This window comes from Sphingomonas sp. jy18, assembly GCF_056931895.1.
Map to the genome: position 1 here is coordinate 696,236 of NZ_JBXPBT010000001.1, position 25,820 is coordinate 722,055.

The window sequence follows — 25,820 nt, forward strand, 5'->3', positions numbered from 1 at the left end:
CCGACGAAACGGGTGATCATGCGATGGGGGGTGCCTTAGCGCACCCGCCCTTGCAGGAAAAGAGGCGCGCGCGATGCTTTTGCGGCATCATGCTGGCACGACACGCGCTTTTACCGGAAGGCGGCGCCGGTCATCCAGATGACGCTGAGCGCGACCACAGCCAGCGTCAGCGAAATCAGCAGCACCCAGCGCACGATGCCGGGCGTGCTGCCGGCGCGGGCTTCCTCGGTGGTTTCGCGAACTTCATCGCCGTGGCGTTCCATGGTCCTGCTCCTGCTCCTCACGCCATCAGGCGCCGTTTCGCAAGCAGAACGCCGGTACCGGCTTATGGTTCAATCCCATCCAATCATCACGCCTATCGATGGCGGACCAGTGTCAGCCGATGCTCTGCCCGGTCTTGGCCCAATCGGCGAGGAAGCCTTCGATGCCCTTGTCGGTCAGCACATGCTTGAACAGCGCCTTGATGACCGCGGGCGGGGCGGTCATGACATCGGCACCGATCTTGGCGGCTTCCAATACATGGATGCCGTGGCGGACGCTGGCGACCAATATTTCCGTAGCGAAACCATAATTGTCGTAGATCAGCCGGATGTCGCTGATCAGCTGCATGCCGTCGAAGCCATTGTCGTCATGCCGCCCGACGAAGGGCGAGACGAAGGTGGCCCCGGCCTTGGCCGCGAGCAGGGCCTGGTTGGCGGAAAAACACAGGGTGACATTGACCATGGTGCCATCGCCGGTCAGCGCTTTGCAGGTCTTCAGGCCGTCGATGGTCAGCGGCACCTTGATGCAGACATTGTCGGCGATGCGGCGCAGGATTTCCGCTTCCTTCATCATCGTATCATGGTCGAGCGCGACCACTTCGGCGGACACCGGACCGTCGGTCAGCCCGCAGATTTCTCTGGTCACTTCGATGAAATCGCGCCCCGACTTGGCGATCAGCGAGGGGTTGGTGGTTACACCGTCGAGCAGGCCGGTGGCGGCCAGTTCGCGGATGTCGGCGATCTCGGCGGTGTCGGCAAAGAATTTCATTGCGCTTGCAGTCCCTTGTCCCCTGCGCCTAGGCGCATTGCTCATGATTCGGCCCCGCTATAGCCGCCACCTCGCCCGCGCGACAGGGCAGCCAGGCAGAGGCAGCCTGCGTGCCCGCGCGCTCGCCCATGCGGCCGGCCTCGTCGCCGCCGCCGCGTGCGCGGCCCCGGCGCATGCGGCCGATGACGCGCAGGTCTGGGCGACGGTCGCCGCCGAGGTCCGGCTCGACCCCGATACCGCGCTGACGCTCGACGCGATTTCCCGCTCGCGGCCCGACAGCATCGACACCGGCCAGATCATCGCCCGCATCGGCTTGCGCCAGACAATCGCCACCGATACCAGCGTGCAGCTGACCTATGGCTGGTTCCACAATCTGATCGAAGGCGGCCCGAACACCACCGAGCACCGCTTCGGCGAGACGCTGGCGACCCAGCTCGGCACCGCCGGGCGCTGGCGCTTCGATGCGCGGGTGGGGCTGGAGCAGCGGCTGCAGGACAGCGGCGGCGAGGTGGGCTGGCGCGGGCGCGAGCGGCTGCGCGCCAGCTACCGGCTGTCGCAAAGCCTGGATGCGCAGTTCAGCGAGGAGCTGATCGTCGCCGCCAACGACACCGCGTGGGGCCAGCGATCCGGCCTGTCGGTCAGCCGGCTGGGCAGCGCGCTGCACTGGCGGATCACCCCGCAAGTCGGCATCGCGCCGGGCTACACCTGGCAGCATGTCTTCCGCCGCCCCGGGGACGACCGCGACGACCATCTGATCCAGATGACCGTCGACCTGCACTTCTGAAGGCCCGGCACCGCCGCCCGACGCCGCGGTTGACATCCCCGGCAGGTCTGCCAAGTGCGTCGCCAGCATTGCCATGGAGGGGGGCTTCATGGAGATCTGCCTTGCCTTGTCGTGTGCTCGCGGGACTTGCTCTCGCCATCTTGCTGATTCCCGCCCCGGCGCTCGCCGCCGACGATAATTTCGAATTCTGGATCAACCCGTCGGTCGAGATCGCGGTCGGCGACGATACCAGCGTCGAGATCGAGACCGCCCAGCGGTTCCGCGATGGCGATGACGGCAACCCCGACACCTATTTCGGGCGGCTGTGGCTCAAGCACGACCTGTCGGACAATGTCACCCTGTCCGGCGGAGTAGAACGGCGGATCAACGATGGCGCCGCCAACGAGACCCGGCTGCTGCAGCAGATGTCCTTGAAATACGGGATATTGCGCGGGCGGGTGCGGCTCGAGCAGCGTTTCGTCGACAATGCTGCGCAGACCGGATGGCGCTTGCGCACGCGCGGCGGGGTCAGCGTGCCGCTGGGGCAGGAGTCGCGGTGGAGCTTCGATGCCGACGCCGAGACCTTCTGGACCCTGCAGGCGACCAGCGGCACCGGGCAGGAGGGGCTGACCGGGCTGCGAACGCAGATCGGCGTCGGCTACGAAGTCAGCGATCGCTGGAGCCTCAGCCTTGGCTATCTGCGCCAGCAGGATATTCGCGACGGGCGCGAGGATGTGGTCGGCCATGCGCCGATCATCGGCATCGAGGCGAGTTTCTGAGCGGGCTGGCGTTCTTGCTGTGTTCCGTATAAACGGAGCCGATGGCCAAGCCGAAACGAACCTTTGTCTGCCAGGCCTGCGGCGCATCGTCGAATCGCTGGCAGGGGCAGTGCGCCGATTGTGGCGAGTGGAACACGCTGGTCGAGGAAGCGCCGGTCACGGCCTTTGCGCAGAGGCATGACCTGTCCGCCGGCGGCATGCGTATCGTCACCGAGACCCTGTCGGGCGCTGAGACGATGCCGCAACGGCTGCTGTCGGGGATCGCCGAATTCGATACTGCGCTGGGCGGCGGGCTGGTGGCAGGTTCGGCCAGCCTGATCGGCGGCGATCCGGGCATCGGCAAGTCGACGCTGCTGCTGCAGGTCGCGGCGCGGCTGGCGCTGGCCGGAAAATCGGTCGCCTATGTCTCGGGCGAGGAAGCCACAGGGCAGGTGCGGCTGCGCGCCGGGCGGCTGGGCTATGCCGATGCGCCGGTGGTGCTGGCAGCGGCGACATCGGTGCGCGACATCCTCACCACTTTTTCAGGCAGCGCGGCACCCGACCTGCTGGTGATCGATTCGATCCAGACCATGCATTCGGACCTGATCGACAGCGCGCCGGGCACGGTCAGCCAGGTACGCGCTTCGGCGCAGGAGCTGATCCGTTTCGCCAAGGAGCGCGGCACCGCACTCATTCTGGTGGGCCATGTCACCAAGGACGGCAGCCTCGCCGGCCCGCGCGTGCTGGAGCATATGGTCGATACCGTGCTGGCGTTCGAAGGCGAGCGCAGCCACCAGTATCGCATCCTGCGCAGCGTCAAGAACCGCTTCGGCGGCACCGACGAGATCGGCGTGTTTGCGATGGGTGCCGGCGGTCTGGCCGAGGTGGCCAATCCTTCCGCGCTGTTCCTGACCGACCGGCATGGCGAGACCACGGCGGGCACGGCAGTGTTCCCGGCGATGGAAGGGACACGGCCGGTGCTGGTCGAAATCCAGGCGCTGACGCTGCGGCTGGCCAGCGGGGCGACCCCGCGCCGGGCCGTGGTCGGCTGGGATTCAGGACGCTTGGCGATGATCCTGGCGGTGCTGGAGGCGCGCTGCGGCCTCTCGCTCTCCTCCGCCGAAGTCTATCTCAACGTCGCCGGGGGCTATCGGCTGGCCGACCCCGCCGCCGACCTTGCCGTCGCCTGCGCCATCGTCTCCGCCTTCGCCGAGCGACCGCTGCCGGCAGGCGCGGTGGTGTTCGGCGAGGTTGCGCTGTCCGGCGAGCTGCGCCCGGTCGCCCACGCGCCGCTGCGGCTCAAGGAAGCCGGCAAGCTCGGCTTCGAGCGGGCTCTCCTGCCCACCCTGGGCGCGCCAGACACCACGCTCAGAACGGAAACGCACGCGACGCTGGCGGGTGTGGTGGACCGGCTGCTGGGGCCGGGGTGATGCCCGCGCTTGCCTTTTAATGGGTGCACATTAATATACGAATCGAGTTTGATCCAGCGAAGGATGAAATCAATCTCGCCAAGCATGGCATTTCATTGCAGGCGGCGGCCGCTTTCGATTGGGATACGGCAATCGAAACCGAAGACGACCGTTTCGATTATGGTGAGTTACGCTTCGTTGCGCTCGGTTTCATTGGCGAGAGCCTTTACGCGATGGTGTTTACCGAAGGCTCCGATGACGACAGCATTCGTGTGATCAGCCTGCGCTCAGCCGAAAAGCGCGAGAGGAGAGATTATTTTGATCAAGTTTGACCCTGCCATTCACGATGACAATCCAACCATGGATACCGGCTTCATTGCCCGAATGAAGCCGTCCAAGCGTGGGCGTCCGAAGCTGGAGGCTCCCAAGGTCGAGGTCAAAATCCGCCTCGACGCCAATATCGTCGAGCATCTGCGTGGCAGCGGGCCTGGGTGGCAAACGCGGGTGAATGCGGCGTTGGGTCAGTTGGTAACGGATGGGCGGATTTGAGACCATTGACTGCGCTGAAACGCTATTTGGATTTGGAGGATTATCATGGCGCTTAGGATGCATCCCTCGCTGGCTGTGCACGTCGGCGACTGGCTGAAGACCGAGATCGTCGATCCAGCCGGCGTCAGCGCAACGGCGCTGGCGACGCATTTCGGCGTGTCGCGTCAGGCGTTGAGCACGTTGCTCAATGGCAACGCCAGCCTGTTCGCCGACATGGCCATCCGCTTTGAAAAGGCGTTCGGGATCAAGGCCGATACCTTGCTGCGGATGCAGACGAGCTATGAGCTGGCGCAGGCGCGCGCGCATGAGGCGGAAATCAAGGTCGATAAATTCGCGATTGCCGCTTGAGACCGTGCATCCAGGGCGCCGTGCGCCACGTCACCGCAATCCGCGGAGCGCCTCTGCCGCCGCCGCCACGGTGCGCGCGACGTCGTCAGCGCTGGTGTTCCAGCCGCACACGCTGATCCGCATCACCCGTTCGCCGTCCCAGCTGCCGCCGCTGAAAAAGGCTTCGCCGCTGCCGTTAATCGCGGCGATGACCGCGTCGCTGATATTGCTGCCTTCGCGCGCGTCGAAGCGGATCAGGCCCTGGTTCATCGTCGGCCGGGCGACGCCGATGGCGCCGTCGAGCGCGACTATGCCGTCGTAGATGGCGGCGGCATGATCGCAGCAGCGCTCGACCATCGCGGCGAGGCCGTCGCGGCCAAGCTCCATCAGTGCGGCGAGCGCCGGTAGCGCGCGGGCGCGGCGCGACCATTCGGGGGTGAAGTCCATCGGATCGCGCACCGGCCCGCCGCTGGTCAGATAGGCCGCCGTCATGCGCATGGCCGCGCTATGGGCGGCAGCATCGCGGGTGATCGCCATGCCGCAATCATAGGGGGTGTTGAGCCATTTGTGCCCGTCGGTGGCCCAACTGTCCGCCAGCGCCACGCCGGCAACCAGCGGCGCCAGGCGCGGGCTGGCATTGGCCCACAGACCGAAGGCGCCATCGACATGCACCCATGCCCCGGCGGCCTGGGCGATGGGGCACAGCGTCGCGAAATCGTCGCACGCGCCGATGTTGAGATCGCCAGCGTTGAGGATGACGATGGTCGGCGCATCGGGCGCCTCGCCCAGTGCCGTGCGCAGCGCTTCCGCCGAGACCCGCCCGGGTTGCGGCCCGCCCAGCGGAATGACGCACGCGCTGCCGAGGCCGAGCAGGCGCAGCGCACGTGTGACCGACGAATGATGATGGGCGTTGGCGAGCACGCGGATTGCCGGTGCACCGTGCAGCCCCTGCTCCTCGACATCCCACCCCTGCCGCGCCAGCACCGCGTGGCGTGCGGCGGCGAGCGCGGTGGTGTGGGCCATCTGGCAGCCGGTGACGAAGGCATAGCTGGCATCCGCCGGCAGGCGCAGTGCATCGAGCAGGAACCGGCCCGCGACCTCTTCCAGCACCGCGCCGGCGGGGCTGGTCGATGCGAGCACGGCATTCTGGTCCCACGCCGCGCACAACATGTCGGTGGCGAGCGCAGCGGGCAGCGCGCCGCCCTTCACCCAGGCGAAAAAGCGCCCGCCGGCGTTGCCGGTCAGCCCCGGTTCGGCGGCGGCGGCGATGGCGCGCACCACCTCGGTCGCGGCCATGCCATGCGCGGGGAAGTGCGCGGGAAGGGGCGCGCGCATCTGCTCCGGCGTGCCGCGGGAAGCGACCGGCCGGGTGTCGAGCGAGGCGAGGTAGCGGCGCGCCTCGGCGAAGGCGATGTCGAGCGTATCCATGGCCCTGTCGTAGAGAGGGGCAGTGGGCCTGTCGACGCCGAAGGCATCGTCAGGAGGCCGCGGCTGGAGGGGGTTCCCGCACAGTTTTCATTGCTCCCCCAACGCGCACCGCCTAATCGGCAAGCCATGGCCAGCTTCACTGCTCTCGACGTCCTCGTCCTCCTCGCGCTCGCCGGCGGCTTCATCACCGGGGCGTTGCGCGGGTTCGTGCAGGAATCGCTGAGCCTCGCCGCGCTGATCGTGGCGCTGTTCGCGGTACGGCTGTTCCACGAGCCGCTGACGATGTGGCTGTACGAGCTGGTGGGCACGGAGGCCGGGGCCGGCGTGCTGGCCTTTGCGCTGATCATGGGGGTGATCTGGGGCGGCGGCAAGCTGGTGGCGCGGCGCATCGGCGGAGCGACACGCAAATCGCTGATCGGCCCGGTCGACCGGGTGCTGGGCGCCGGGTTCGGCACGCTGAAAGCGCTGCTGATCGTCGCCGCCGCCTTCATGGTCGTGACGCTGGGCCATGACCTGATCTTCGGCAAGGACAGCGAGCGGCCCGCATGGATGGAGGAAAGCCGGACCTATCCGCTGCTGCGCGCGACCGGTGCCGCGCTATCCGGTCTCGTCGCCGAGCGGCTGTCCGACGCGCCGGCCGCAGAGCCCGCGCCATGAGCGGCGCGCTCTACACCACCGAGATTTTGCGGCTGGCGCTCGGCGCCGCGCTGCACCCGCGGCTGCCCGCGCCGCACGGCAGCGCCGAGCTGCGCACCCCGGTGTGCGGCAGCCGTATCCTCATCGACATCGCGCTGGGCGACGACGGGCGCATCGCTGCGGTCGGCATGGATGTCCATGCCTGCGCGGTCGGCCAAGCCAGTGCCGGCCTGTTCGCCGCTGGCGCTACCGGCCGCGATATCGGCGCCATCGCCACGACGCGCGGCGCGCTGGCCGACTGGCTGAGCGGCGAGCGGGCGACCCCGCCCGACTGGCCGGGAATCGCGGCGCTCGCCCCGGCCCGTGCCTATCCCGCACGGTATGCCGCGATCCTGCTGCCGTTCGACGCGGCGCTCGCCGCCACCAGCCGCCGGGCTGCGGCATGAACGGCGCAGTCCTGATCGAATTCACCATCCTGCTGGGTGCGGCGCTGCTGTTCGTGCTGCTGTTCCGCCGCATCGGCCTGGGTGCGGTGCTGGGCTATCTGGTCGCCGGCGCGCTGGTCGGCCCGCAGGGGTTTGCGATGGTCGGCGGCGGCGAGGAGAAGCTGGCCTTCGCCGAGCTGGGCATCGCCATGCTGCTGTTCCTCGTCGGGCTCGAACTCTCCCCCAACCGGCTGTGGCGGATGCGTCGCGAGATCTTCGGCCTGGGCCTGACGCAGGTGATGGCGTGCGGCATCGCGCTGACGGGGTTCCTGCTGTTCGCCACCGGCTTTACCTGGCAGGCGGTACTGGTGCTGGCCTTCCCGCTGGCGCTGTCCTCCACCGCGCAGGTGCTCCCCAGCCTCAAGGCGACCGGCCGGATCAATTCGCCGTTCGGGGAGCGCGCCTTTTCCATCCTGCTGTTTCAGGACCTGTCGATCGTCCCGCTGATCACGCTGGTCGCCGCTCTGTCCCGCGTGCCGCCCGACCCATCCGATCCGTCGGGCTGGACGCTGGGGCTCTACACCGTCGGTGCGGTGGTGGGGCTGGTGCTGGCCGGGCGTTTCATCATGACACCACTGCTCAAGCTGGTCGGCGGCATCGGCGAGCGCGAGCTGTTCGTGGTCGTCGGCCTGTTCGCGGTGCTGGCGAGCGCCGGGCTGATGCATGCGCTGCACCTCTCCGTCGCACTGGGCGCGTTCGTCGCCGGGGTGATGCTGGCGGATTCGCCCTATCGGCACGAGCTGGAGGCCGATGTCGAACCGTTCCGCTCGATCCTGCTGGGCCTGTTCTTCCTCGCCGTCGGCATGGTGCTCGATCTGGAGGTGGTCGCGGCACGGCCGCTGACGGTGATCGGGCTCGCCGCCGGGCTGGTGATCGTCAAGACCGGGACGATCTGGGTGGTGGCGCGGCTGTTCGGCATGAGCTGGCGGCCGGCGCTGGCGCTGGCGCTGCTGCTCAGCCAGGGCGGCGAGTTCGGCTTCGTGCTGTTCGCGCAGGCGCAGGAGGCGCTGCTGATCCGGCCGGAGGCGGCCAGCCTGTTCGGCGCCGTCGTCACCCTGTCGATGGCCAGCACGCCGTTCCTGATGCTGTTCGCGCGGCGGCTCGAATACAGCCGCAGCGACGAGGATATCGCCGCCGACCGCGCGCTCGACGGGCCCGAGCATGCGCCACGGGGTCGCGCCATCGTCGTCGGCCACGGCCGCTTCGGCCAGATCGTCTCGCAGATGCTCAACGCTGCCGATTGTTCGGTGACGCTGATCGACAAGCGACCGGCCACCATCGAGACCTCCGGACGATTCGACATCAAGGTCTATTATGGCGACGGGCTGCGGCTCGACGTGCTGCGTCACGCCGGTGCCGAGGACGCGCAGGTGATCGCCTTCTGCATCGACGACCAGAGCTATGGTGCCGAGCAGATCGAGCCGGTGATGCATGCCTTCCCGCAGGCCAAGATATTCGTTCGCGCCTATGACCGGCGGCAGATGATGGCGCTGGCCCCGGCCGGGCCGCACGGCGCGGTGCGCGAGACCTTCGAAAGCGCAATGGCGATGGCGCTGATGACGCTGGAGGCGGTGGGCACCGAGCCCGGCGACATTGCCGATGCCGAGCGCGCGGTGCGGCATCTCGATACCAAGCGACTGGCGCTGCAGATCGATAGCGGCGACATCAGCGCCGGCATGGACCTGCGCTTCTTTGCCGGCAGCAAGCAGCGGCCACGCGAGATACTCGACCGCATCGCCGACCGGCTGAGCCGCGATGACTGACCGGCGCAGCCTGACCATCGCAGCGGCGCTGTCCGCCGCGCTGGCGATCGGCGCGGGGGCGTTCGGCGCGCATGGCGCGGCAAGCCCGCAGGCGGCCGAGTGGCTACGCACCGGCGGCCTGTACCAACTGATCCACGCGGTCGCCGCGCTGGCGCTGGCGTCACGCTTCCCGCGTGCCACCATCGCCCTGCTGACCGGCGCCGCGCTGTTTGCGCTGACCCTCTATGCGATGGCGCTGGGCGGCCCGCGCTGGCTGGGGGCGGTGACCCCGATCGGCGGCGTGCTGATGATCGGCGGCTGGCTGGCGGTCGCCTTGGCCGCGCTGCGCGACCGGCCCACACGCTAGGCAGACGCTGGAGCGCTAGAGCAGGCCGTTGGCCCGGTACCAGCGCGCGGTTGCCGCGAGCCCGTCGGCAGCGGCGATTTCCGGCTGCCAGATGGCCTGCGCAGGCCGCAGCGCGGGATCGACCGTCCAGTCGGGATGCGCCATGTAGCTGGCGCGGTCGGGCGTCAGGCGGGCCTTTGGCCCGCGCACCAGCCGGTCGCCGCGCGCCGCCGCATGCAGCAGCCAGCGCGGCGCGGACACGGCCGCAAGGCGGGTCCGGCCGACCGCGGTGCCGATGGCGTCGGCCAGATCCCGGTGGGTCATGCCGCCCGCCGTGCCGTCATCGACCTCATAGAGCTGGCCGGTGCCGTCATGGCCAGCGGCGAGCGTAACCAGCAGCCGGGCAAGGTCCACGACATGGACCAGCGACAGCCGCCCGGCAGGGGGCAGCAGCATGAAGCCACGCCGCGCCATGCGGAACAGCTCCAGCATGTCGGCATCGTGCGGGCCGTAGATGGCCGGCGGGCGGACGATGGTCCAGTCGAGCGCGGAGGCGCGCACCACATCCTCGGCACCGGCTTTCGACCAGCCATAGTTGCTGAGCGCGGGTTCGCGCGCCGCAAGGCTGGAGACATGGACGAACCGCCTGACCCCGGCCGCCGCCGCGGCATCGACCACCGCCTGCGTGCCCGCGATATTGGCGACGGCGAACGCCTCCCGCGTGGGCACATTGACCGCGCCGGCGATGTGCAGGACGGCGTCGGCACCGGCGCACAGCGCAGCAAGTGCGGCGCCGTCGGAGAGATCGCCCGAAACCCACGCCACCCCTTCGCGTGCAACCTGCGGTCGACGGGCCAGCGCGCGGATGCGGTGTCCCTGCGCCAGTGCATGATCGACCACCGCCTGCCCGACGAAGCCGGTCGCGCCGGTAACGGCGAGCGTCAGCACGGGAACCCGCCCGTCGAAAAAACGGGTTCGCACCAAGTCGCCAAGCGGCCAGGAGCGCGTGCCTTGTCGCGATGCGACCTGTTAACTGCTGGCATCAGGACTGCGTTTGGATTGCTCTCTTGAGCCGCGTCGCGGATTGAGCTGCGCTCCTCGCCTCTTGGCGACTTGGCGCAACCCCCTCTGATTTCAATAGAATACATCACAGCAGCGCCATATGGTCGCGATGAACCATCGCCGCCCGCGGGGCATAGCCCAGCGCGGCCTCCTGTGCATCGCGCGGCAGGCCGAGGATCAGGGCGGCATCGACGGAAGGATATTCGGAGAGGCCGCGCGCCACCACCGCGCCGTCCGGCCCGGCGATGTCGAGCACGTCGCCACGCTCGAACTGGCCGGAGACGGCGCGCACCCCGGCGGCAAGCAGGCTGGCGCCGCCACGCAGCGCCCGTACCGCGCCCGCATCGATGGTCAGCATGCCGCCGGCGGTCAGCCCGCCCGCCAGCCATGCCTTGCGCGCCCGCGCCGCGCGTTCGGCTACGAACAGCGTATGTCGCGCCGCGCCCGAGAGCGGCCGTGCGACCCGCCCGGAGGCGATGGCGAGGTCCGCTCCCGCGCTGTTGGCGATGCGCGCGGCGGCGATCTTGGAGACCATCCCCCCCGACCCCATGCCTGACGCCGATCCGCGGTCGGCCATGGCCTCCACCGCGCCGTCGATCCGCTCGACCCGCGCGATATGCTGCGCGCCCGGCAGCGCCGGGTTGCGGTCATAGAGGCCATCGACGTCGGACAGCAACAGCACGCCCTGCGCGCCCGCCGCCTGGCCGACCCGCGCTGCCAGCCGGTCATTGTCCCCGAACCGGATTTCCTCTGTGGCGACGCTGTCATTCTCATTGATGATCGGCACCACGCCGAGCGTCAGCAGCCGGTCGAGCGTCGCCGCGGCATTGAGATAGCGCCGCCGGTCTTCGAGATCGCCCAGCGTCACCAGCATCTGCGCCGCGGTCAGCCTCTCGGCCCCGAGCACCTCAGCCCACACGCTCGCGAGCGCGATCTGCCCGGTCGCCGCCGCCGCCTGCGCATCCTCAAGGGAGGCGCGCCCGCCCTTGGCCAGCCCCAACCGCCGCGCCCCCAGCGCGATCGCGCCCGAAGATACCACCGCCACCTGCTGCCCGTCGCGCATGCGCGCCGCGATATCCGCCGCCACCCCCTCCAGCCACGCCCGCCGCACGCCGCCATCGGCATCGACAAGCAGCGCCGAGCCGATCTTGACGATCAGGCGCGGACAGGTGGCGGGCGGGAACAGGATCATTGTGGCCGCGATAGCGCGTCAAAGGGCATGCGCCAATCAGTCGCCGGGCAAATTCGCATGCACTGAGCAAGGTTGGGGCACCCCAAGCGGGCATGCCGCGCTACTATCGCCCATCCCCGCCACCAAGCTTTGACCGTGCCGGTCTCGAGGTCGGTAGTTTCCATGTATCCACTGCCCGACAGCTCCTCGCGGCAATCGAATGGCCGCCCAATTTTCTCGACGAGTGCGCGACAAATGCTATATTGTCTTCGATGAGCGAAGACGGTGGATATTCATGGCATCGGCCTGTGCCAGCCACCGAGGCGGATTCACTTGGAAAACTCGCGGAAGGTTCGCACCCCATCGAGGGTCGGATTGTTGCGATATTATTGTGTGGACTGTGCACTGCGCTTCTTATGGTCCATCTTGTCGATGGATCCATGCGACACTGGATCGAGACATGGGGCGTGAGTTGGAGCGCATTGAACGACGGTCGATACGAGACCATCGTTTTGCACATGATCACGCATGCCGGACTTATCCATCTGGCCTTCAACGCCACTGCGTTATGGGCGATTGTGCCGATTGTGGTGGGCCATGTAGGTGGCTTCCCAAGAAATATCTTCCGTTTCTTGGTCTTTTTCTTTCTGTCCGGACTGGCGGGGGCCAGTGCATTCCTGCCGTTCCACATCGGTAGCACGACCCCAATGGTCGGAGCGTCTGGCGCGATTTGCGGACTTCTCGGACTATTGTGGCGGATCAATCCGGAGGATCACCGGGTATTGCCGCTGCTTTCCCGCAGGACTTGGCAGCTGGCCAAGCGGTTCATCGCCGACCATTTCTGGCCGCTCGTCATGTTCACACTTCCAGCCCTACTGGCCCACCGGGAAGGTGGCGTCGCTTGGGAAGCGCATGTCGGCGGCCTGCTGTTTGGGCTTTGGGCAGGACCCTATTTTCTGGAATCGAAGCCGCACCATTTCTCCGACGGCTGATGCTCTCGATTTACACCGGCGACCATTCGATCGCATCCTCGCCGTCGTCGTCCTCGCTCACTGCGGCATGATCGCTGCCGATCGCCTCCAGCAGCTTGTCCAGCGCCCAGTCGACGCCGACGCCGCTCGCGCCGCTGATGCAGATCACCTCCGCGCCGCTCTCTTCCTCGAGCTCTGCGCTTAATGCGGCGATCAGTTCGTCGTCGAGCGTGTCTATCTTGTTGAGCGCGACCACCACCGGCTTGTCGGTCAGGCCCGCGCCATAGGCTTCCAGCTCGTCGCGGACGATGCGATAGCTGGTGGCGACATCCTCGTCATTGGCGTCGACCAGATGCAGCAGCACCCGGCAGCGCTCGATGTGGCCGAGGAACCGGTCGCCGATGCCCGCCCCGTCCGCCGCGCCTTCGATCAGGCCGGGGATGTCGGCGATGACGAATTCATTGCCCTTGTGCCGGACAACGCCGAGCTGCGGGCGGGTGGTGGTAAAGGCATAGGCGCCGACCTTGGCCTGCGCGTTGGTGACCTGGTTGATAAAGGTCGACTTGCCGGCGTTGGGCAGGCCGACGAGACCGGCATCGGCGAGCAACTTCAACCGCAGCCAGACGTACATTTCCTCGCCCGGCCAGCCGGTGCCATGCTGGCGCGGGGCGCGGTTGGTGCTGGTCTTGTAGCTGGCGTTGCCGCGCCCGCCATCGCCGCCGCGCAGCAGCACGATGCGCTGCCCGACCGTGGTGAGATCGGCAATCAGGCTGCGCTCCTCGTCATCGGCGAGTATCTGCGTGCCGACCGGCACCTTGATCACCAGATCGTCGCCGCCCGCTCCCGTGCGGTCCTGTCCCATGCCGCCATGGCCACGCTCGGCCCGGAAATGCTGGGTGTAGCGAAAGTCGATCAGCGTGTTGAGGCCGGGCACAGCTTCGAAGACGATATCGCCGCCCTTGCCGCCGTTGCCGCCGTCGGGCCCGCCATATTCGACATATTTTTCCCGGCGGAAGGATACGGCGCCGCCGCCGCCCGCGCCGGAGCGGATGAAGATCTTGGCTTGGTCGAGGAAATGCATCGCGCGCCTTTAGTCGGTGGTCGCCCATTTGGCGAGTCGCCGCGCTGCCGGGACATTGCGCCCCGGCAACGACGAAACCGCAGCCGCCCCCTGCGCATTACCCCCGCATGGCGCGCGGCACCCTGCCGCATCCCCCCTGCGCCACATGCGAAAGGAACCCATCATGATCGGCAACGACAATGAAGCCACGCTCAACAGCCTGATCGCGACCACGCTCGACAGCGTCGACGGCTATCGCAAGGCGGCCGAGAATGCGACCAGCGACCATTATCGCTCGATGTTCACCGAATTCGCCGGTGAGCGCGAACGCTGCGTGCGCGACCTGCAGGCCGAAGTGCGAACCCTGGGCGGCAATCCGGAAGACGACGGCACCGTACTCGCCGCCGCGCACCGCGCCTTCCTGTCTCTTCGCGATGCCGTGACCGGCAGCGATGACAGCGCGATCATCAAGGAAGTCGAGCGCGGCGAAGACCATATCAAGGCCAAATATGAATCGGCGCTCGACAGCGGCAAGCTGACCGGATCCGCCGAAGCAGCCGTGCGCAAGGCATATGAGTCGGTGCGCCGCGGCCACGACCGGATGAGCGCGCTCAAGCACAGCATCGAGGGCAGCAGCGGCACGGCATCGCAAAGCGGCGGCACCAGCCATGACCGCAGCGGAACCAATGACGGCATCGCTGCGGGCACCGGCACTGGCGCCGCCTTCGGCTCGACTCATCGGTCGGGCACGGATGCCGATGCCCCGCTGACCGGCTTCGGCAGCAGCCCGGGCATCGCGACCGGCGGTGGCGCCATGACCGGCGACACGCGCGGCTATTGATCGGACCAGAGGTTCGAGGGCAGGGCGCGGCGGGCAACCGTCGCGCCCTTGCTTGTGCTAGGGGTCAGCGCTCCAGCACGTCATGGCCATGTTCGGCCATGAACGCGGCTATGCGGCCTTCGACCAGTTCGGTCGCCAATACCCGGGAGGTATCGCGCGGCAGGCCGAGCGCCGCGGCCATCGGCTCGCCCATCAGCGCGTCGCCGAGCGCCATCAGCACCAGCGCCAGCGTATCCTCATGCAGCACCCGTTTTTCATGCGCGTCGGGGGAGAGGTGATCGATCAGCGAGTGGATCGACTCGACAATCGGGTCGAGCGCGTCCTCGTTTCCGGTCATCACCATCCAGCTGGCGAGCGCGCCCGCGCCATCGCGCCCGAAGGCGTCGAAGGTCAGATCGACGATCTCGCGGATATTGCGCTGGCCCGGTTCGCTCGCATCGATATTGGCGGCGATCTTGTCGCACACCTGGTCGGTCAGATGGCTGGCGAGCGCCTTCTGCAATCCGGCGGCGCTGCCGAAATGGTGCAGCAGATTGGCGTGGGTGCGGTCGATGCGGGCCGACACCGCCTTCAGCGTCACCGCCTGCGGCCCGGCTTCGATCAGCAGTTCGCGTGCCGCATCCAGCGCCATTTCCCTCGATGCCGCATGGCTCAGCCGCTTTCTCACTATTGACATTCGTGTCAGTTTCTCTTTATCTGCTTCCTGTTGCCATGTTGCAGCCGGAGCATCGCAAATGTCCAGCCTTTCCCTCTCCCCCACCCCTGCCGACCTGACCATCACCCCGCGCGACCGCCGCTTCGGCCGCGACGTGGCGCAGCGGCGCTGGTGGATGAACGGCGATCCGATCGCCACCGCCTTCTACAATGCGCTGTCGGTCACCTTCCCGCGTGGCGAAGCGATGTTCATCGAGGCGGTGAAAGCCCATCGCGACGGTGTGCCGCCGAAGCTGGCGCAGGAAATCCGTGCCTTCACCATGCAGGAGGTGATGCACAGCCGCGAGCACGTCGCCTTCAACCGCAAGGTGGAGGAAGCCGGCTACGACCTCAGTGAACTCAACGCCGATGTCGACCATGTGCTCGACCTGATCGCCAAGCGCCCGCCGATGGTCAATCTGCTCGCGACCATCGCGCTCGAACATTACACCGCGATCCTTGCCGCCGATTTCCTGCGCAATCCGGCGTTGCTGGAGGGTGCCGACCGCGAATGGGGCGATCTGTGGCGCTGGCACGCGATCGAGGAGATCGAGCACAAGGGCGTCGCCTATGACACCTTCCTCCACGCGACCAGGGGCTGGACCCGTTGGCGCCGCTGGAAGGCCAAGACCATCATGATGCTGCTGGTCACCAGCCGATTCTGGCCCAAGCGCATCAAGGGCATGAAGGCGCTGCTGCGGCAGGATGGACTCAGCGGCTGGAAGGTCACGGCGCGTATCTGGTGGTATCTGCTCGGCAAGCCCGGGGTGCTGCGCAAGCTGGTCCCCGAATGGCTGAGCTACTTCAAGCCCGGCTTCCACCCCTGGCAGCATGACGACCGGGCGCTGATCGGCAGTTATGACAGCGCATTCGAGGACGCCCGGCTGAAGGTGGCGGCCTGATCGTCCCTCTCCCGCTTGCGGGAAGGGGTTGGTATCATTCCACGTCGGCGGTGGTGGGGAGCGTTCCGCGTGCGGCGGGGCCGCAGTTGACCGTGCCGGCACCGACATTGCGCACCGTGCAGCGCGCGCGGCCGGTGACGGTGACATTGCCATCGCCCAGCGCATCGACCCGCGCCGTGCCGCTGGCCGCATAGTTGCCCGAACCGGCGCCGCTCGACCGCACCGACAGATCGCGCGGCAGCACCGCTTGCGCCTCTATCGCGGCGGCACCGCTGTTGACCGCGCTCATCGACCGCGCCCGGCCGGCGACGGTGACCGTGCCCTGCCCCGCCGCGCGTACGTCAAGCTGTTCGGCGATGATCCCGCGCGCATCGAGCGTGCCGGCCCCGTCGAGCGTGACGATGACCTGCTGGCCGCGCATGCCGGTGACGGTGACCCGCCCGCCGCCATGCACGCTGATGCGGGACAGACCGCGCGCATTGATGCGGATGCGCGCCGGCGGCTCTCCCGCGCGACGCGGTCCATAAGGCCCGTCGGATAGCTGGCGGATGGTCAGCGTGCGTTCCTGCACCTCCATGCTCAGCGTCTCCAGCGTCGAACGCGCGCCTTCGGCATCGGCGCGCACCGGCGCTGCGTCGACGATCTCGACGATCATGTCGCCGCGCACGTCGACGGCGTCGAAGCCGGTCAGACCGAACCTCTTGCTATCGGCAGAGGCCGGCACGGCGAACAGCGAGACGGCAAGGGTCGCGGCGATGAGCTTGGTGGCTGGTGTCATGCGGAGGAGTCTGCCCCCCGACGCCCGGCAGCGCAAGTATCCTTGCACTGCGGGCGGCATCGGCTATCCCGCTCAGGCAAAGGGGAGATGACAATGCGCAAGACAGGTTTGGCTCTGGCATGGCTGGCAACGGGCGCGGTGGCGCTGGCGCCGATGGCGGCGACAGCCCAGCAGGCGCGCGCGACGCCGGCCCCTGCGGCGGCAACGGCCCCGGCGGAAACCGACCAGCGCCAGCCCAACCGGTCGGTCACCCGCCACAGCGGCACCTTCAACGGCGTGCGCGTCGACTATGTCGCCACGGCCGGCGAAACCTTCCTGCGCGCCGACGACGGCACACCCCGCGCCTCGATCTTCTCAACCAGCTATGTGCGCGCTGGCAACGATCCCAACCGCCCGGTCACCTTCCTGTTCAACGGCGGTCCGGGCTCCGGATCGCTGTGGCTGCACATGGGCGCGTTCGGCCCGGTGCGCGTCGCCATCCCTTCCGATGCGCGCGATGATGGCGCACCGCCCTATCCGCTGGTCGCCAACCCCGACAGCCTGCTCGATGTCACCGACATCGTCTTCATCGACCCGGTCGGCACCGGCTTTTCCTACGCCATGCCCGGCGTCGATCCGGCCGATTATTGGGGCGTGACGCAGGACGCGCGCTCGGTCGCCCAGTTCATCCGCCAGTGGCTGGACGAGAATGGCCGCTGGAATTCGCCCAAATATCTCGGCGGCGAAAGCTATGGCACCACCCGGTCGGCGGCGGTGCTCAACCAGCTCGAGGGCAGCTACAATGATGTCGGGCTCAACGGCATCATCCTGATTTCGACCGTGCTCGATTTCGGCGCGGGTGCTGACACGCCGGGCAACGAGGTCAGCTACGCGCTCAACGTGCCGAGCATGGCGGCAACCGCGCTGTTCCACGGCAAGTCGGCCTTCAACGGCGCACCGACCGCGCAAGTGGTGGCCGAGGCCCGCGACTGGGCGATGAACGTCTATCTGCCCGCGCTGATGCAGGGCAATGCGCTGAGCGGCGAGCGCCGCGCGACGGTGCGCCGCGACCTCGCCCGCTACACCGGCATTTCCGAGGAATATATCGAGCGCGCCGACCTGCGCATCACCCCGGCGCGCTTCTACAAGGAGTTGCTGCGCGACCGGGGCCTGACGGTCGGGCGGCTCGATGCGCGCTACACCGGGGTCGATGCCGACGCGGCGGGCGAGACGCCGGACAATGACCCGAGCTTCTACGGCATCGATGCCGGCTATACCGCGGCGATCAACGACCATCTGCGCCGCACGCTGAACTATCGCACCGACCGGGCCTATTCGACCATCGGCGGGGTGCGCAATTGGGACTGGCGGCTGAACGCCGGCCGCGACAGCGACACCTACCTCAATGTCGCGCCCTATATCAGCCGGGCGATGCGGGAAAATTCCGGGCTGCGCGTGTTCAATGCGCAGGGCTGGTACGATTTCGCCACGCCCTTTTTCGCAGCCGAATATGCGCTGACCCGCACCGGTTTCCCCCGGGATCGCATCACCTTCCGCTATTATGACAGCGGCCACATGATGTATGTGCGCGACGAGGACCGGGCAGCGCTATCGCGCGACATCCGCGCGTTCATCCGCGGGCAGTAGCCAACGGTCCGGAAGCCGCCATGGCTTGACCTGTACCCGACTTTGGTTGACGTTAACGGAAACCAAAGCGCCGGGAGAGGGCCAGAGCATGACCGCACCAACATTGTCCGAGGCGCTGTCGCGCACCATCGTCGATCCGATAGCCTATCAGCAGGCGACGCCGATCGACGAGGCCTTTGCCGAAATCCGCCGCGATGCGCCGATGGCGATGACGGCCGAAACCGAATACGCCCCCTTCTGGGTGGTGTCCCGCCACGCCGACGTGATGGAAGTGGAGCGGCAGGGCACCATCTTCTTCAACGAACCGCGCCCGACCGTCGTCTCGCCCAAGGAGAGCGAGGCGGTGGTGCGCTTCCTGACCGGCGGCGAGGCCAATCTGATCCGCAGTCTGGTCTCGGTCGACGGAGCCGAGCACAAGGCGCTGCGCGGCGTCGTCTTCCCCGCGATGACTCCGGCGGCGGTCAAGAAGATGGAAGAGCAGGTCCGCGGCATCGCCAAGGTCTGGGCGCAGGACATGATCGACCGCGCGCCCGAATGCGATTTCGCCGAGGAGGTCGCGTTCTGGTACCCGCTGCGCGTGATCATGACGGTGCTGGGCGTGCCGCAGGAGGACGAGCCTTACCTCATGAAGCTGACGCAGGAGCTGTTCTCCGCCGGCGACCCCGAGCTCAACCGCAACAAAGCGGAGGTCACCCCCGCCGAGGCGCTGCAGCAGCTGGTGCAGACCAACGCCGATCTGGAAGCCTATTTCGCCGAGGTGACCAAGCGGTTCCGCGAGGCTCCCGACGACGCCAAGGTCAACAGCCTGATCGCCAACGCCACCATCGACGGTGAATATCTCAACCACCGCCAGATCATGGGCTTCTACATCATCGCCGCAACGGCGGGGCACGACACCACGTCCAACACCACCGCGTCCGCGCTCTGCTCGGTTGCCGAGCGGCCCGAGCTGCTGCGGCGATTGCAGGCCGACCCCTCGCTGATGGGCCAGTTCGTCGACGAGAGCATCCGCTGGGCGACGCCGGTCAAGCATTTCATGCGCACCGCCATGGCCGATGTCGAGGTTGGCGGGCAGCAGGTCAGACAGGGCGACTGGCTGATGCTGCCCTATCAATCCGCCAACCGCGACGAGGCAGCGTTCGAGCGGCCGTTCGAATTCGATATCGACCGCAAGCCCAACCGCCATGTCGCCTTCGGCTACGGCCCGCACGTCTGCGTCGGCCAGCATCTCGCCAAGATGGAGATGCGGCTGTTGTGGGAGGAATTGCTGCCGCGCCTGTCCTCGCTGGAACTGACCGCGCCGCCCGAGCTGACCCGATCCAACTTCGTATGCGGGCCCAAGCATGTCCGTGTCCGCTTCGGGGTACAGTGACATGGCGGGGGAGCCATTCAAGGTCTGGCAGTGCCTGAACTGCGGCTATGTCTATGACGAGGAGGCCGGCGATCCGGCAGAAGGCCTCGCCCCTGGCACGCGCTGGGCCGACATCCCCGCCGACTGGTATTGCCCGCAATGCGGCACCGGCAAAGACGAATTCGAGATGGTCGAGATGTGATTACGGCCGCGGGCAGCGGTATCAGGCGCGGGACAGCACCAGCCGGAAATGCGCGCCTTCGCTGCTGTCTTCGAGGGTGAGCGCGCCGCCGGCACTTTCTACCAGGCTGCGCGCGATGGCGAGGCCGAGGCCGGTGCCGCCGCTCTCCCGCTTCGAGGTGAAGAAGGTGTCGAAGATGCGGCCGCGGTCCGCAGGGGGAATGCCGGGTCCGTTGTCGGCAAAGTCGATCCGGATGCTGTCGGGGAGCAGGGTTGCGCCGAGGCCAAGCCGGCCTGCCCCCGCCTGCCGCGCATTGTCGATCAGCACTGCGGCGATGGCGCGCAGCGTCTCGGCGTCGAGGGCGACCATCGCCCCCGCCGCCACCGCGCAGTCGATGGCAAAGCCCTCGCTGCGATAGCCGTCCGCCGCCTGCGCCAGCACCGCCCCGGCATCGCAGCAGGCGCTGCCATCGGGTGCGCGCATGTCGGCCTTGGCCAGCTCCATAAGCCGCCCGGTCAGCCTGGACAGGCGATCGGCATCGGCGCGCATGTTGGCGAGGAAACGCCGGCGCTCGGCCGCGCTCATCTCCGTCCCATGATCCTCGATCAGTTCGAGTCCGCCGGTGATGCCGGCGAGCGGGGTCTTGAACTCATGGCTGAGCGAAGCCGCGAAATCGCGCAGATAGCGGGAGCGGCGGCGGATGCCGTCGGCCATGCTACGAAACTCGGCATAGAGCGTCTCGATTTCGATCACCCGTAGCGACGGATCGCCGGGAAAATCGCTGCGCCCGGCGGCGACGGCGCGGGTGGCGGCGGACAGCCGTTCGATCGGACGGACAATGGTGCGTGCCAGCAGCGCGGTGAGGAAGATCAGCGTGAGGAAGATGGTGACGACGCCGATGCTGATCTTGCCCCAGTCTTCCGCCATGCCCGCGAACAGCGGCGGCGGCGAACGCGAGATGAGGATGACACCGACGGGGCGGCCGTCGACGCGGATCGGGCGCGCATGATGCAGGCGCAGATTTTCGGCGCGGCTCAGCCAATCGAGCGGGCGGTCGCGCTGATGCGGGTGCAGCCGCCGCAACCGGGTCGCGGTGCGCCCGGCCAGCGCCTCACGGACTTCATCGGCGACAGCGAGGCGAAAGCCCGGGCGATCGCCGTTGAGCAGGATCGCCTGACGGTCGAGCAGGCGGACCGAGGCCAGCGTCGCGGCCTGTGTTTCGGCAATCGCCGGGGCGAGGCGATCGGCCACCTGCTGCGCTGCCGGGTCCGGCGTCAGCGCGGTCGGGACCGGATCCGGGCGGGTCGGCAGGATCGGGGCGTCGTTGAGGTCGACTTCGGTCGGCACCAGCTCGTAGCGACTGTTGATGACCGGCCGCGCGCGCGGCGGCGCGGCGGCATCCGTGCCCGGCCACAACAGCGCCGCGCTCGCGGCCAGCGCCGCGCCCTGCGCAATCAGTTCGGCTTCGGTGCGGCGTACCAGCGCGTTTTCGTAAACCCGCAGGAAGATTGCCCCGACGCCGGGCAGCGCCGCAACCAGAAGCAAGGTACCGAAAATGATCGTGCGCAGGTGCAGGCGCGGCCAGCGGCGGGCGATGGCGGCCTTGAGCGCCGCTCTCATGCCGGTGCGGGCATACACGCCCCAAGCCGGTAGCCCACGCCCGGCCGTGTCTCGATCAGCGTCGTGCAGCCGACCGCGCCGAATTTGGCGCGCAAGTTGCGGACATGGCTGTCGATGGTCCGGTCGGTGATGGCAAAGCCCGGCCCGTGCAGCCGGTCGATGATCGCATCGCGCGAAAAGAAGCGCGCGGGCATAGCGGCGAGCGTGCGCAATATGCCGAATTCGGTCGCGGTCAGCGGCACCTCCACGCCCTGCCACAGCACCGTCCAGCCATCGACATCCATGTCGAGCCCGCCGTGGCGGATCAGCCCGTGGCTGGCCACCACCGGCGCCTTGGGCGTGGTGCGTCTGAGGATCGCCTGGCAGCGCGCCACCACTTCGCGCGGGCTGAACGGTTTGACGACATAATCGTCGGCGCCGAGCTCGATGCCCACCACCCGGTCGATCTCCTCGTCGCGGCTGGACAGGAACAGCACCGGGGTGTCGCCCTCGCTGCGCAAGCGGCGGCACACCTCCAGGCCGTCCATGCGCGGCATGGCGATGTCGAGGATAACGAGGTGCGGGGCGTGCGCCGCGACCTGCGCCAGCGCGGCTTCCCCGTCGCCTGCCTCGATCGTCGTCATCCCCGCCTTGGCCAGCGCGAAGGCCAGCAGCTGGCGGATATGGGGGTCGTCATCGACGATCAGGATGGTGCGGGACATGGGGGCCATGATCATTGCGGTGCGGTCGGTGTCAATGGGGCGGGGGTAGGCGCGACGGCTGGTGCCGTCGTGATGGGCGGAGCGGGTGGCACAACAGGCCTCAGAGGGCGGCCATGGCAATCCCGATATCCTGCTGCCAGCTTAAGCGGCGAACGGTAGCTGTCGAGCGTATCGGCACGTGCGGCCCGACGCCGGTCGCGCACAGTCCAGGCGCCAGATTGCTCCTTCCATCGGATTTGCTGACGGAGATGCTGACGGGTGGCGGTAACGCGCTCGCGGAATTCGGCGGTCAAGTGTGGGTTGTGCTCAAGCTCAATGAGCGGCAGCAGCGCCGAGGAGCCGAGGCTGCGCATGTAGCAGAGATCGAGCTGCACGCCCTTGCCGCCGACCTCTCGCGCATGGGTGGCGTTCCAGCGCGCGACGATTGCGCCATGGTCGACGAACGCCGCGACGGAGAGCAGCAGCAGCGCGGCCGCCGCATTGGCGTTGATCAGCCACGGCCCGCTCTTGCCGCTGAGCATCCGCCACAGGATGAAGAGCAGGCCGAGCGCGACCAGCGCCATCCATTCGAGCGCGGCGAGGCGCAGCAGCGTCAGCGAATAGGCCTCGACATAATCGATTGTGCGCAGTGCACTCGATGCCACCAGCAGGACATTCTGTGCGATCCACAGCGTCACCAGCCAGCGGATCGCCGGGGTTGCGGCGGTCTGCGAGCCGGGCCGCAATGTCACCAGCACGAACAGTCCGGCGAGCAGCGCGGTGACGATCAGCGGATAGGCGCCGCGATGCGCATATTCGGCGAGGTTCATGTCGTCGGGCAGCGGCACAAGGCCCCACAGCCACGCGACATCCATGCCATTCTGCAGCGCGAACAGCGCGTTGAACATGACCAGCGACAGCGTCACCGACGCGACGCTGACGCCGGGGATGCGGACGTCGCCGGTCCCGTCGAAGCTGGCGAGCAGCCGCAGGGCCAGCCGGGGACGCAGCGCATTCCAGGCGAACAGCAGCAGCAGCGCCCAGAGTATCGGGCGGAGAATCGCAAAATCGTCGATGCGCTGGTTCCCCAGCCAGTCGCGGATCACCGGATTGGCATCGGCAAACAGCATCAGGAAGATGGCGGTACCGATCAAGGGCAGGGCGACGGTGGAGGCCAGGGTGCGCAGCGGCAATGCCCGCATCGGTCGCCCGCGCGCACGCATGGTAGCTTTAAGCCGACTCAGCCGGGCAAGATCGAGCAGGGGCAGGATGGCGCTGGTCATTGTCTGCCACACCAGCCGCTGGAACCAGCGCCACGCATCGTCGAACGGGCCGGTGCGTGGCTTCAGAATGGCGATGCCCAGCGACGCACCGAACAGCCCCCAGGCCAGCAACGACGGATCGAAGATCAACGCTGCGACAAAGACAAGGCTGGCCAGCCAGAAGGCCAGCGCGACGCGATCCCGGACGATGGCCGGGCGCCCCGCCATCGCGGCAATCGCCAGCGCGGCCGCGAACAGGCCGTAGCCGGTGCCGCCCCAGTGCCGCTGGTAGAACAGCCAGTCGCCGACGGCGATGACCAGAATGGCGAGGACAAATTTGAAACCGAGTGAACTGATGAAGCGACGCTGCGCGGTCATTACATTTCCCCTTGAAGGCAAGGGCCGCTATGCGCGCGCCATGCGCAGACCGGGCGGTGCGCGGTGTCGGCGTGTGGTGCGATGATCGTGCAGAAAATGTGCAGGCGGGTGCGGCCCGCCATCCCGTGGCCGCCCGCGCAAGGGACTGACGGCGGCCCCCGCTTCGCGCTTGCAATCGGCGGGACGATGGCAATGGTGCGCCCTGCGCCGCTGGCGGCGGCGCTGGAAGAGCGGGTTGGACGGATTATGGCGCGTTATCCCTTTCAGATGGTCGATGTCTTCGGCGAGAGCCCCTTCACCGGCAACCCGCTGGCGGTCATCGCGCTGGCAGAAGACCGCGACACGGACGCGCTTCAGCGCATCACCCGCTGGTTCAACCTCTCCGAAACCGCGTTTCTGCTGCCGCCGAGCGTGCCACAGGCCGACTATCGCGTGCGCATATTCACGCTCGACCGGGAATTGCCCTTTGCCGGGCACCCGACGCTCGGTTCCTGCCACGCCTGGCTGACCAATGGCGGCGTGCCCCGGCAAGCCGACATGATCGTGCAGGAATGCGGTGCGGGTCTTGTGACAATCCGGCGCGGCGAGGCCGGACTTGCCTTTGCCGCTCCCCCGCTGCTCCGGTCGGGCCCGGTCGAACAGGCCAAGCTCGAAGAAGCCTGCAGCGTGCTCGGCATCGCGGTGGCCGACCTAGTCGCGGCAGAGTGGATAGACAACGGACCTGGCTGGCTGGGGCTGCAGTTGGCGAGCGCGGATGCCGTCCTTGCGGTACGACCGGCGCGTGCGCATGCAACGCGGATCGACATCGGCATGGTCGGGCTGCATCCGGCCGGTCATCCCCATGCCTATGAGGTGCGCGCCATCTTCAGCGATCCGCACGGCGCGTTGATCGAGGATCCGGTAACCGGCAGTCTCAACGCCTCGGTAGCGGCGTGGATGATCGGGAGCGGGCAGGCACCGCACCGCTATACCGCCACGCAGGGAACCTGCCTCGGCCGGCGCGGGCGCATCGCCATCGAGCAAGACGATGCAGGGCGGATCTGGGTGGGCGGCAATACCGCAACGATGGTGATTGGGCTGACCGGCGATTCTGTTCTTTAGCGCCTCAGCAGAACGATCACGCCCGACCTGAAACGACAAAAGCCCCGGTCTTGCGGCCGGGGCTGTCGACAAATCTGGTTGCGGGGGCTCGATTTAGCCGCTGGCATAAATACGCCCTCATCGCAGCGGCCTAACCCCTCTCTCCACTGTCGATCGACATCGTCGTCACATAGCGAGCTGATCGTGAGATCTGCGCGGACAAAGTGCGTGCATAGATTTTAGCCTTGGCCCTCGATTTATTGTGTGGGTATGCGCGGGGATGACATAACCTTCCTAACAATGGCGGTTTTCTGCGGCTTTGCGACCTAACATCTGACCTAACATTGACCTAACCAGATTATATAGATCAGACCTAATTATTGAGGATGCTGAAACCCGCAGAAATCCTAGGGATTAGGTCGAGCGCCGGGAAAAATTAGGTCAAGGTTAGGTGCCCGACCTAATTTTTTTCCCAAGCGTTTTCAGTGGCTTGGCATAGGAAACGATGCCAGATTAGAAATGTTAGGTCATCCCCGCGCCCCCTATCCAGATAAGCGCCACCCGATCGCGAAAAATCGTTTCCGCCCAGCGTGTTGCCGGCTGCATCGCGTCGCGTCGAACTGCGTAGCGCGTCTACCGCTCCACACCCCTCGCAAGGCCGCGGCCGAGGCCGGGGGCCGGGGGGCGGCCCT

The 25,820-nt window shown here is 67.5% G+C and carries 28 protein-coding genes; 17 read left to right on the forward strand and 11 right to left on the reverse strand.

Annotated elements, in window-relative coordinates; genetic code table 11:
* Positions 1–110: 110 nt before the first annotated feature.
* Together AC0QC4_RS03360 and fsa are read right to left on the reverse strand one after the other, a co-directional pair.
* Positions 111–263 carry a hypothetical protein gene (locus AC0QC4_RS03360; protein WP_483658300.1) on the reverse strand — a complete coding sequence of 51 codons (153 nt, stop codon included), beginning with the start codon at positions 261–263 and terminating at the stop codon, positions 111–113.
* A gap of 112 nt (positions 264–375) precedes the next feature.
* Complete coding sequence (fsa, locus tag AC0QC4_RS03365; RefSeq protein WP_483658301.1) at positions 376–1,029, reverse strand: fructose-6-phosphate aldolase; 654 nt, start codon at positions 1,027–1,029, stop codon at positions 376–378.
* 43 nt (positions 1,030–1,072) lie between these two features.
* Here fsa and AC0QC4_RS03370 point away from each other — a divergent pair, with 43 nt between their 5' ends.
* The 6 genes from AC0QC4_RS03370 to AC0QC4_RS03395 all read left to right on the forward strand — a co-directional run bounded on the left by AC0QC4_RS03370 (position 1,073) and on the right by AC0QC4_RS03395 (position 4,856).
* Complete coding sequence (locus AC0QC4_RS03370) at positions 1,073–1,813, forward strand: DUF2490 domain-containing protein (protein WP_483658302.1); 741 nt, start codon at positions 1,073–1,075, stop codon at positions 1,811–1,813.
* 113 nt (positions 1,814–1,926) lie between these two features.
* On the forward strand, positions 1,927–2,571 hold the full coding sequence (locus AC0QC4_RS03375; protein ID WP_483658303.1) for a DUF2490 domain-containing protein: 645 nt from the start codon (positions 1,927–1,929) through the stop codon (positions 2,569–2,571).
* A gap of 41 nt (positions 2,572–2,612) precedes the next feature.
* Positions 2,613–3,980 carry a DNA repair protein RadA gene (gene radA / locus AC0QC4_RS03380; protein ID WP_483658304.1) on the forward strand — a complete coding sequence of 456 codons (1,368 nt, stop codon included), beginning with the start codon at positions 2,613–2,615 and terminating at the stop codon, positions 3,978–3,980.
* A 23-nt stretch (positions 3,981–4,003) separates the two neighbouring features.
* The gene (locus AC0QC4_RS03385) at positions 4,004–4,291 is read left to right on the forward strand and encodes a BrnT family toxin (protein WP_483658305.1); all 288 of its coding nucleotides are present in this window, start codon (positions 4,004–4,006) and stop codon (positions 4,289–4,291) included.
* Complete coding sequence (locus AC0QC4_RS03390; RefSeq protein ID WP_483658306.1) at positions 4,278–4,508, forward strand: BrnA antitoxin family protein; 231 nt, start codon at positions 4,278–4,280, stop codon at positions 4,506–4,508. Before AC0QC4_RS03385 ends, AC0QC4_RS03390 begins: the two co-directional genes overlap by 14 nt.
* A gap of 45 nt (positions 4,509–4,553) precedes the next feature.
* On the forward strand, positions 4,554–4,856 hold the full coding sequence (locus tag AC0QC4_RS03395) for a HigA family addiction module antitoxin (RefSeq protein WP_483658307.1): 303 nt from the start codon (positions 4,554–4,556) through the stop codon (positions 4,854–4,856).
* Between the two features lie 30 nt (positions 4,857–4,886).
* On the opposite strand, the gene AC0QC4_RS03400 is transcribed toward AC0QC4_RS03395, so the two are convergent.
* A complete protein-coding gene (locus AC0QC4_RS03400) occupies positions 4,887–6,263 on the reverse strand; it encodes a pyridoxal phosphate-dependent decarboxylase family protein (protein WP_483658308.1) in 1,377 nt (458 codons plus the stop codon).
* A 126-nt stretch (positions 6,264–6,389) separates the two neighbouring features.
* On the opposite strand from AC0QC4_RS03400, the gene AC0QC4_RS03405 reads away from it, so the two are divergent.
* From AC0QC4_RS03405 to AC0QC4_RS03420, 4 genes are read left to right on the forward strand one after another with little or no spacing between them, the layout of a single operon-like run.
* Positions 6,390–6,920: a CvpA family protein gene (locus tag AC0QC4_RS03405; protein WP_483658309.1), complete on the forward strand. Its 531-nt coding sequence runs from the start codon at positions 6,390–6,392 to the stop codon at positions 6,918–6,920.
* The gene (locus tag AC0QC4_RS03410) at positions 6,917–7,345 is read left to right on the forward strand and encodes an iron-sulfur cluster assembly scaffold protein (RefSeq protein WP_483658310.1); all 429 of its coding nucleotides are present in this window, start codon (positions 6,917–6,919) and stop codon (positions 7,343–7,345) included. The genes AC0QC4_RS03405 and AC0QC4_RS03410 overlap by 4 nt, the downstream gene beginning before the upstream one ends.
* Entirely contained in the window at positions 7,342–9,147 is a 1,806-nt protein-coding gene (locus tag AC0QC4_RS03415) for a cation:proton antiporter domain-containing protein (protein WP_483658311.1), read from the forward strand. Before AC0QC4_RS03410 ends, AC0QC4_RS03415 begins: the two co-directional genes overlap by 4 nt.
* A complete protein-coding gene (locus tag AC0QC4_RS03420) occupies positions 9,140–9,493 on the forward strand; it encodes a DUF423 domain-containing protein (protein ID WP_483658312.1) in 354 nt (117 codons plus the stop codon). The genes AC0QC4_RS03415 and AC0QC4_RS03420 overlap by 8 nt, the downstream gene beginning before the upstream one ends.
* Positions 9,494–9,508: 15 nt before the next feature.
* Here the strand turns inward: AC0QC4_RS03420 and AC0QC4_RS03425 are convergent, their stop codons facing one another.
* On the reverse strand, positions 9,509–10,456 hold the full coding sequence (locus AC0QC4_RS03425; protein ID WP_483658313.1) for an NAD-dependent epimerase/dehydratase family protein: 948 nt from the start codon (positions 10,454–10,456) through the stop codon (positions 9,509–9,511).
* Positions 10,457–10,619: 163 nt separating this feature from the next.
* Positions 10,620–11,726: a glutamate 5-kinase gene (gene proB, locus AC0QC4_RS03430; protein ID WP_483658314.1), complete on the reverse strand. Its 1,107-nt coding sequence runs from the start codon at positions 11,724–11,726 to the stop codon at positions 10,620–10,622.
* 419 nt (positions 11,727–12,145) lie between these two features.
* Between proB and AC0QC4_RS03435 the strand changes: the two genes are divergently transcribed.
* Positions 12,146–12,697 (forward strand): rhomboid family intramembrane serine protease, encoded by a 552-nt coding sequence (locus AC0QC4_RS03435; RefSeq protein ID WP_483658643.1) that lies wholly within the window; start codon positions 12,146–12,148, stop codon positions 12,695–12,697.
* 10 nt (positions 12,698–12,707) lie between these two features.
* On the opposite strand, the gene obgE is transcribed toward AC0QC4_RS03435, so the two are convergent.
* Entirely contained in the window at positions 12,708–13,757 is a 1,050-nt protein-coding gene (gene obgE / locus AC0QC4_RS03440) for a GTPase ObgE (protein ID WP_483658315.1), read from the reverse strand.
* 163 nt (positions 13,758–13,920) lie between these two features.
* Between obgE and AC0QC4_RS03445 the strand changes: the two genes are divergently transcribed.
* Positions 13,921–14,577 carry a ferritin-like domain-containing protein gene (locus tag AC0QC4_RS03445; protein WP_483658316.1) on the forward strand — a complete coding sequence of 219 codons (657 nt, stop codon included), beginning with the start codon at positions 13,921–13,923 and terminating at the stop codon, positions 14,575–14,577.
* Positions 14,578–14,641: 64 nt separating this feature from the next.
* On the opposite strand, the gene AC0QC4_RS03450 is transcribed toward AC0QC4_RS03445, so the two are convergent.
* Complete coding sequence (locus tag AC0QC4_RS03450; protein ID WP_483658317.1) at positions 14,642–15,253, reverse strand: TetR/AcrR family transcriptional regulator; 612 nt, start codon at positions 15,251–15,253, stop codon at positions 14,642–14,644.
* Between the two features lie 58 nt (positions 15,254–15,311).
* On the opposite strand from AC0QC4_RS03450, the gene AC0QC4_RS03455 reads away from it, so the two are divergent.
* Entirely contained in the window at positions 15,312–16,172 is an 861-nt protein-coding gene (locus tag AC0QC4_RS03455; RefSeq protein WP_483658318.1) for a metal-dependent hydrolase, read from the forward strand.
* A gap of 34 nt (positions 16,173–16,206) precedes the next feature.
* Here AC0QC4_RS03455 and AC0QC4_RS03460 read toward each other — a convergent pair whose 3' ends face one another.
* Positions 16,207–16,950: a GIN domain-containing protein gene (locus AC0QC4_RS03460; RefSeq protein WP_483658319.1), complete on the reverse strand. Its 744-nt coding sequence runs from the start codon at positions 16,948–16,950 to the stop codon at positions 16,207–16,209.
* Between the two features lie 93 nt (positions 16,951–17,043).
* Between AC0QC4_RS03460 and AC0QC4_RS03465 the strand changes: the two genes are divergently transcribed.
* From AC0QC4_RS03465 to AC0QC4_RS03475, 3 genes are all read left to right on the forward strand, one after another.
* Positions 17,044–18,576 carry a S10 family peptidase gene (locus tag AC0QC4_RS03465; protein ID WP_483658320.1) on the forward strand — a complete coding sequence of 511 codons (1,533 nt, stop codon included), beginning with the start codon at positions 17,044–17,046 and terminating at the stop codon, positions 18,574–18,576.
* Positions 18,577–18,664: 88 nt separating this feature from the next.
* A complete protein-coding gene (locus tag AC0QC4_RS03470) occupies positions 18,665–19,948 on the forward strand; it encodes a cytochrome P450 (protein ID WP_483658321.1) in 1,284 nt (427 codons plus the stop codon).
* Position 19,949: 1 nt separating this feature from the next.
* Positions 19,950–20,129: a rubredoxin gene (locus AC0QC4_RS03475; RefSeq protein WP_483658322.1), complete on the forward strand. Its 180-nt coding sequence runs from the start codon at positions 19,950–19,952 to the stop codon at positions 20,127–20,129.
* 21 nt (positions 20,130–20,150) lie between these two features.
* Here the strand turns inward: AC0QC4_RS03475 and AC0QC4_RS03480 are convergent, their stop codons facing one another.
* The 3 genes from AC0QC4_RS03480 to AC0QC4_RS03490 are packed head-to-tail and all read right to left on the reverse strand — an operon-like array spanning position 20,151 to position 24,048.
* Positions 20,151–21,728, reverse strand: a complete 1,578-nt coding sequence (locus tag AC0QC4_RS03480; protein WP_483658323.1) for a sensor histidine kinase — start codon at positions 21,726–21,728, stop codon at positions 20,151–20,153.
* Positions 21,725–22,429 carry a response regulator transcription factor gene (locus AC0QC4_RS03485; RefSeq protein ID WP_483658324.1) on the reverse strand — a complete coding sequence of 235 codons (705 nt, stop codon included), beginning with the start codon at positions 22,427–22,429 and terminating at the stop codon, positions 21,725–21,727. The genes AC0QC4_RS03480 and AC0QC4_RS03485 overlap by 4 nt, the downstream gene beginning before the upstream one ends.
* A gap of 11 nt (positions 22,430–22,440) precedes the next feature.
* Entirely contained in the window at positions 22,441–24,048 is a 1,608-nt protein-coding gene (locus tag AC0QC4_RS03490) for a DUF4153 domain-containing protein (RefSeq protein ID WP_483658325.1), read from the reverse strand.
* 246 nt (positions 24,049–24,294) lie between these two features.
* Between AC0QC4_RS03490 and AC0QC4_RS03495 the strand changes: the two genes are divergently transcribed.
* Positions 24,295–25,149, forward strand: coding sequence for a PhzF family phenazine biosynthesis protein (locus tag AC0QC4_RS03495; RefSeq protein ID WP_483658644.1), 855 nt, complete (start codon positions 24,295–24,297; stop codon positions 25,147–25,149).
* The last annotated feature ends 671 nt before the right edge of the window (positions 25,150–25,820 follow it).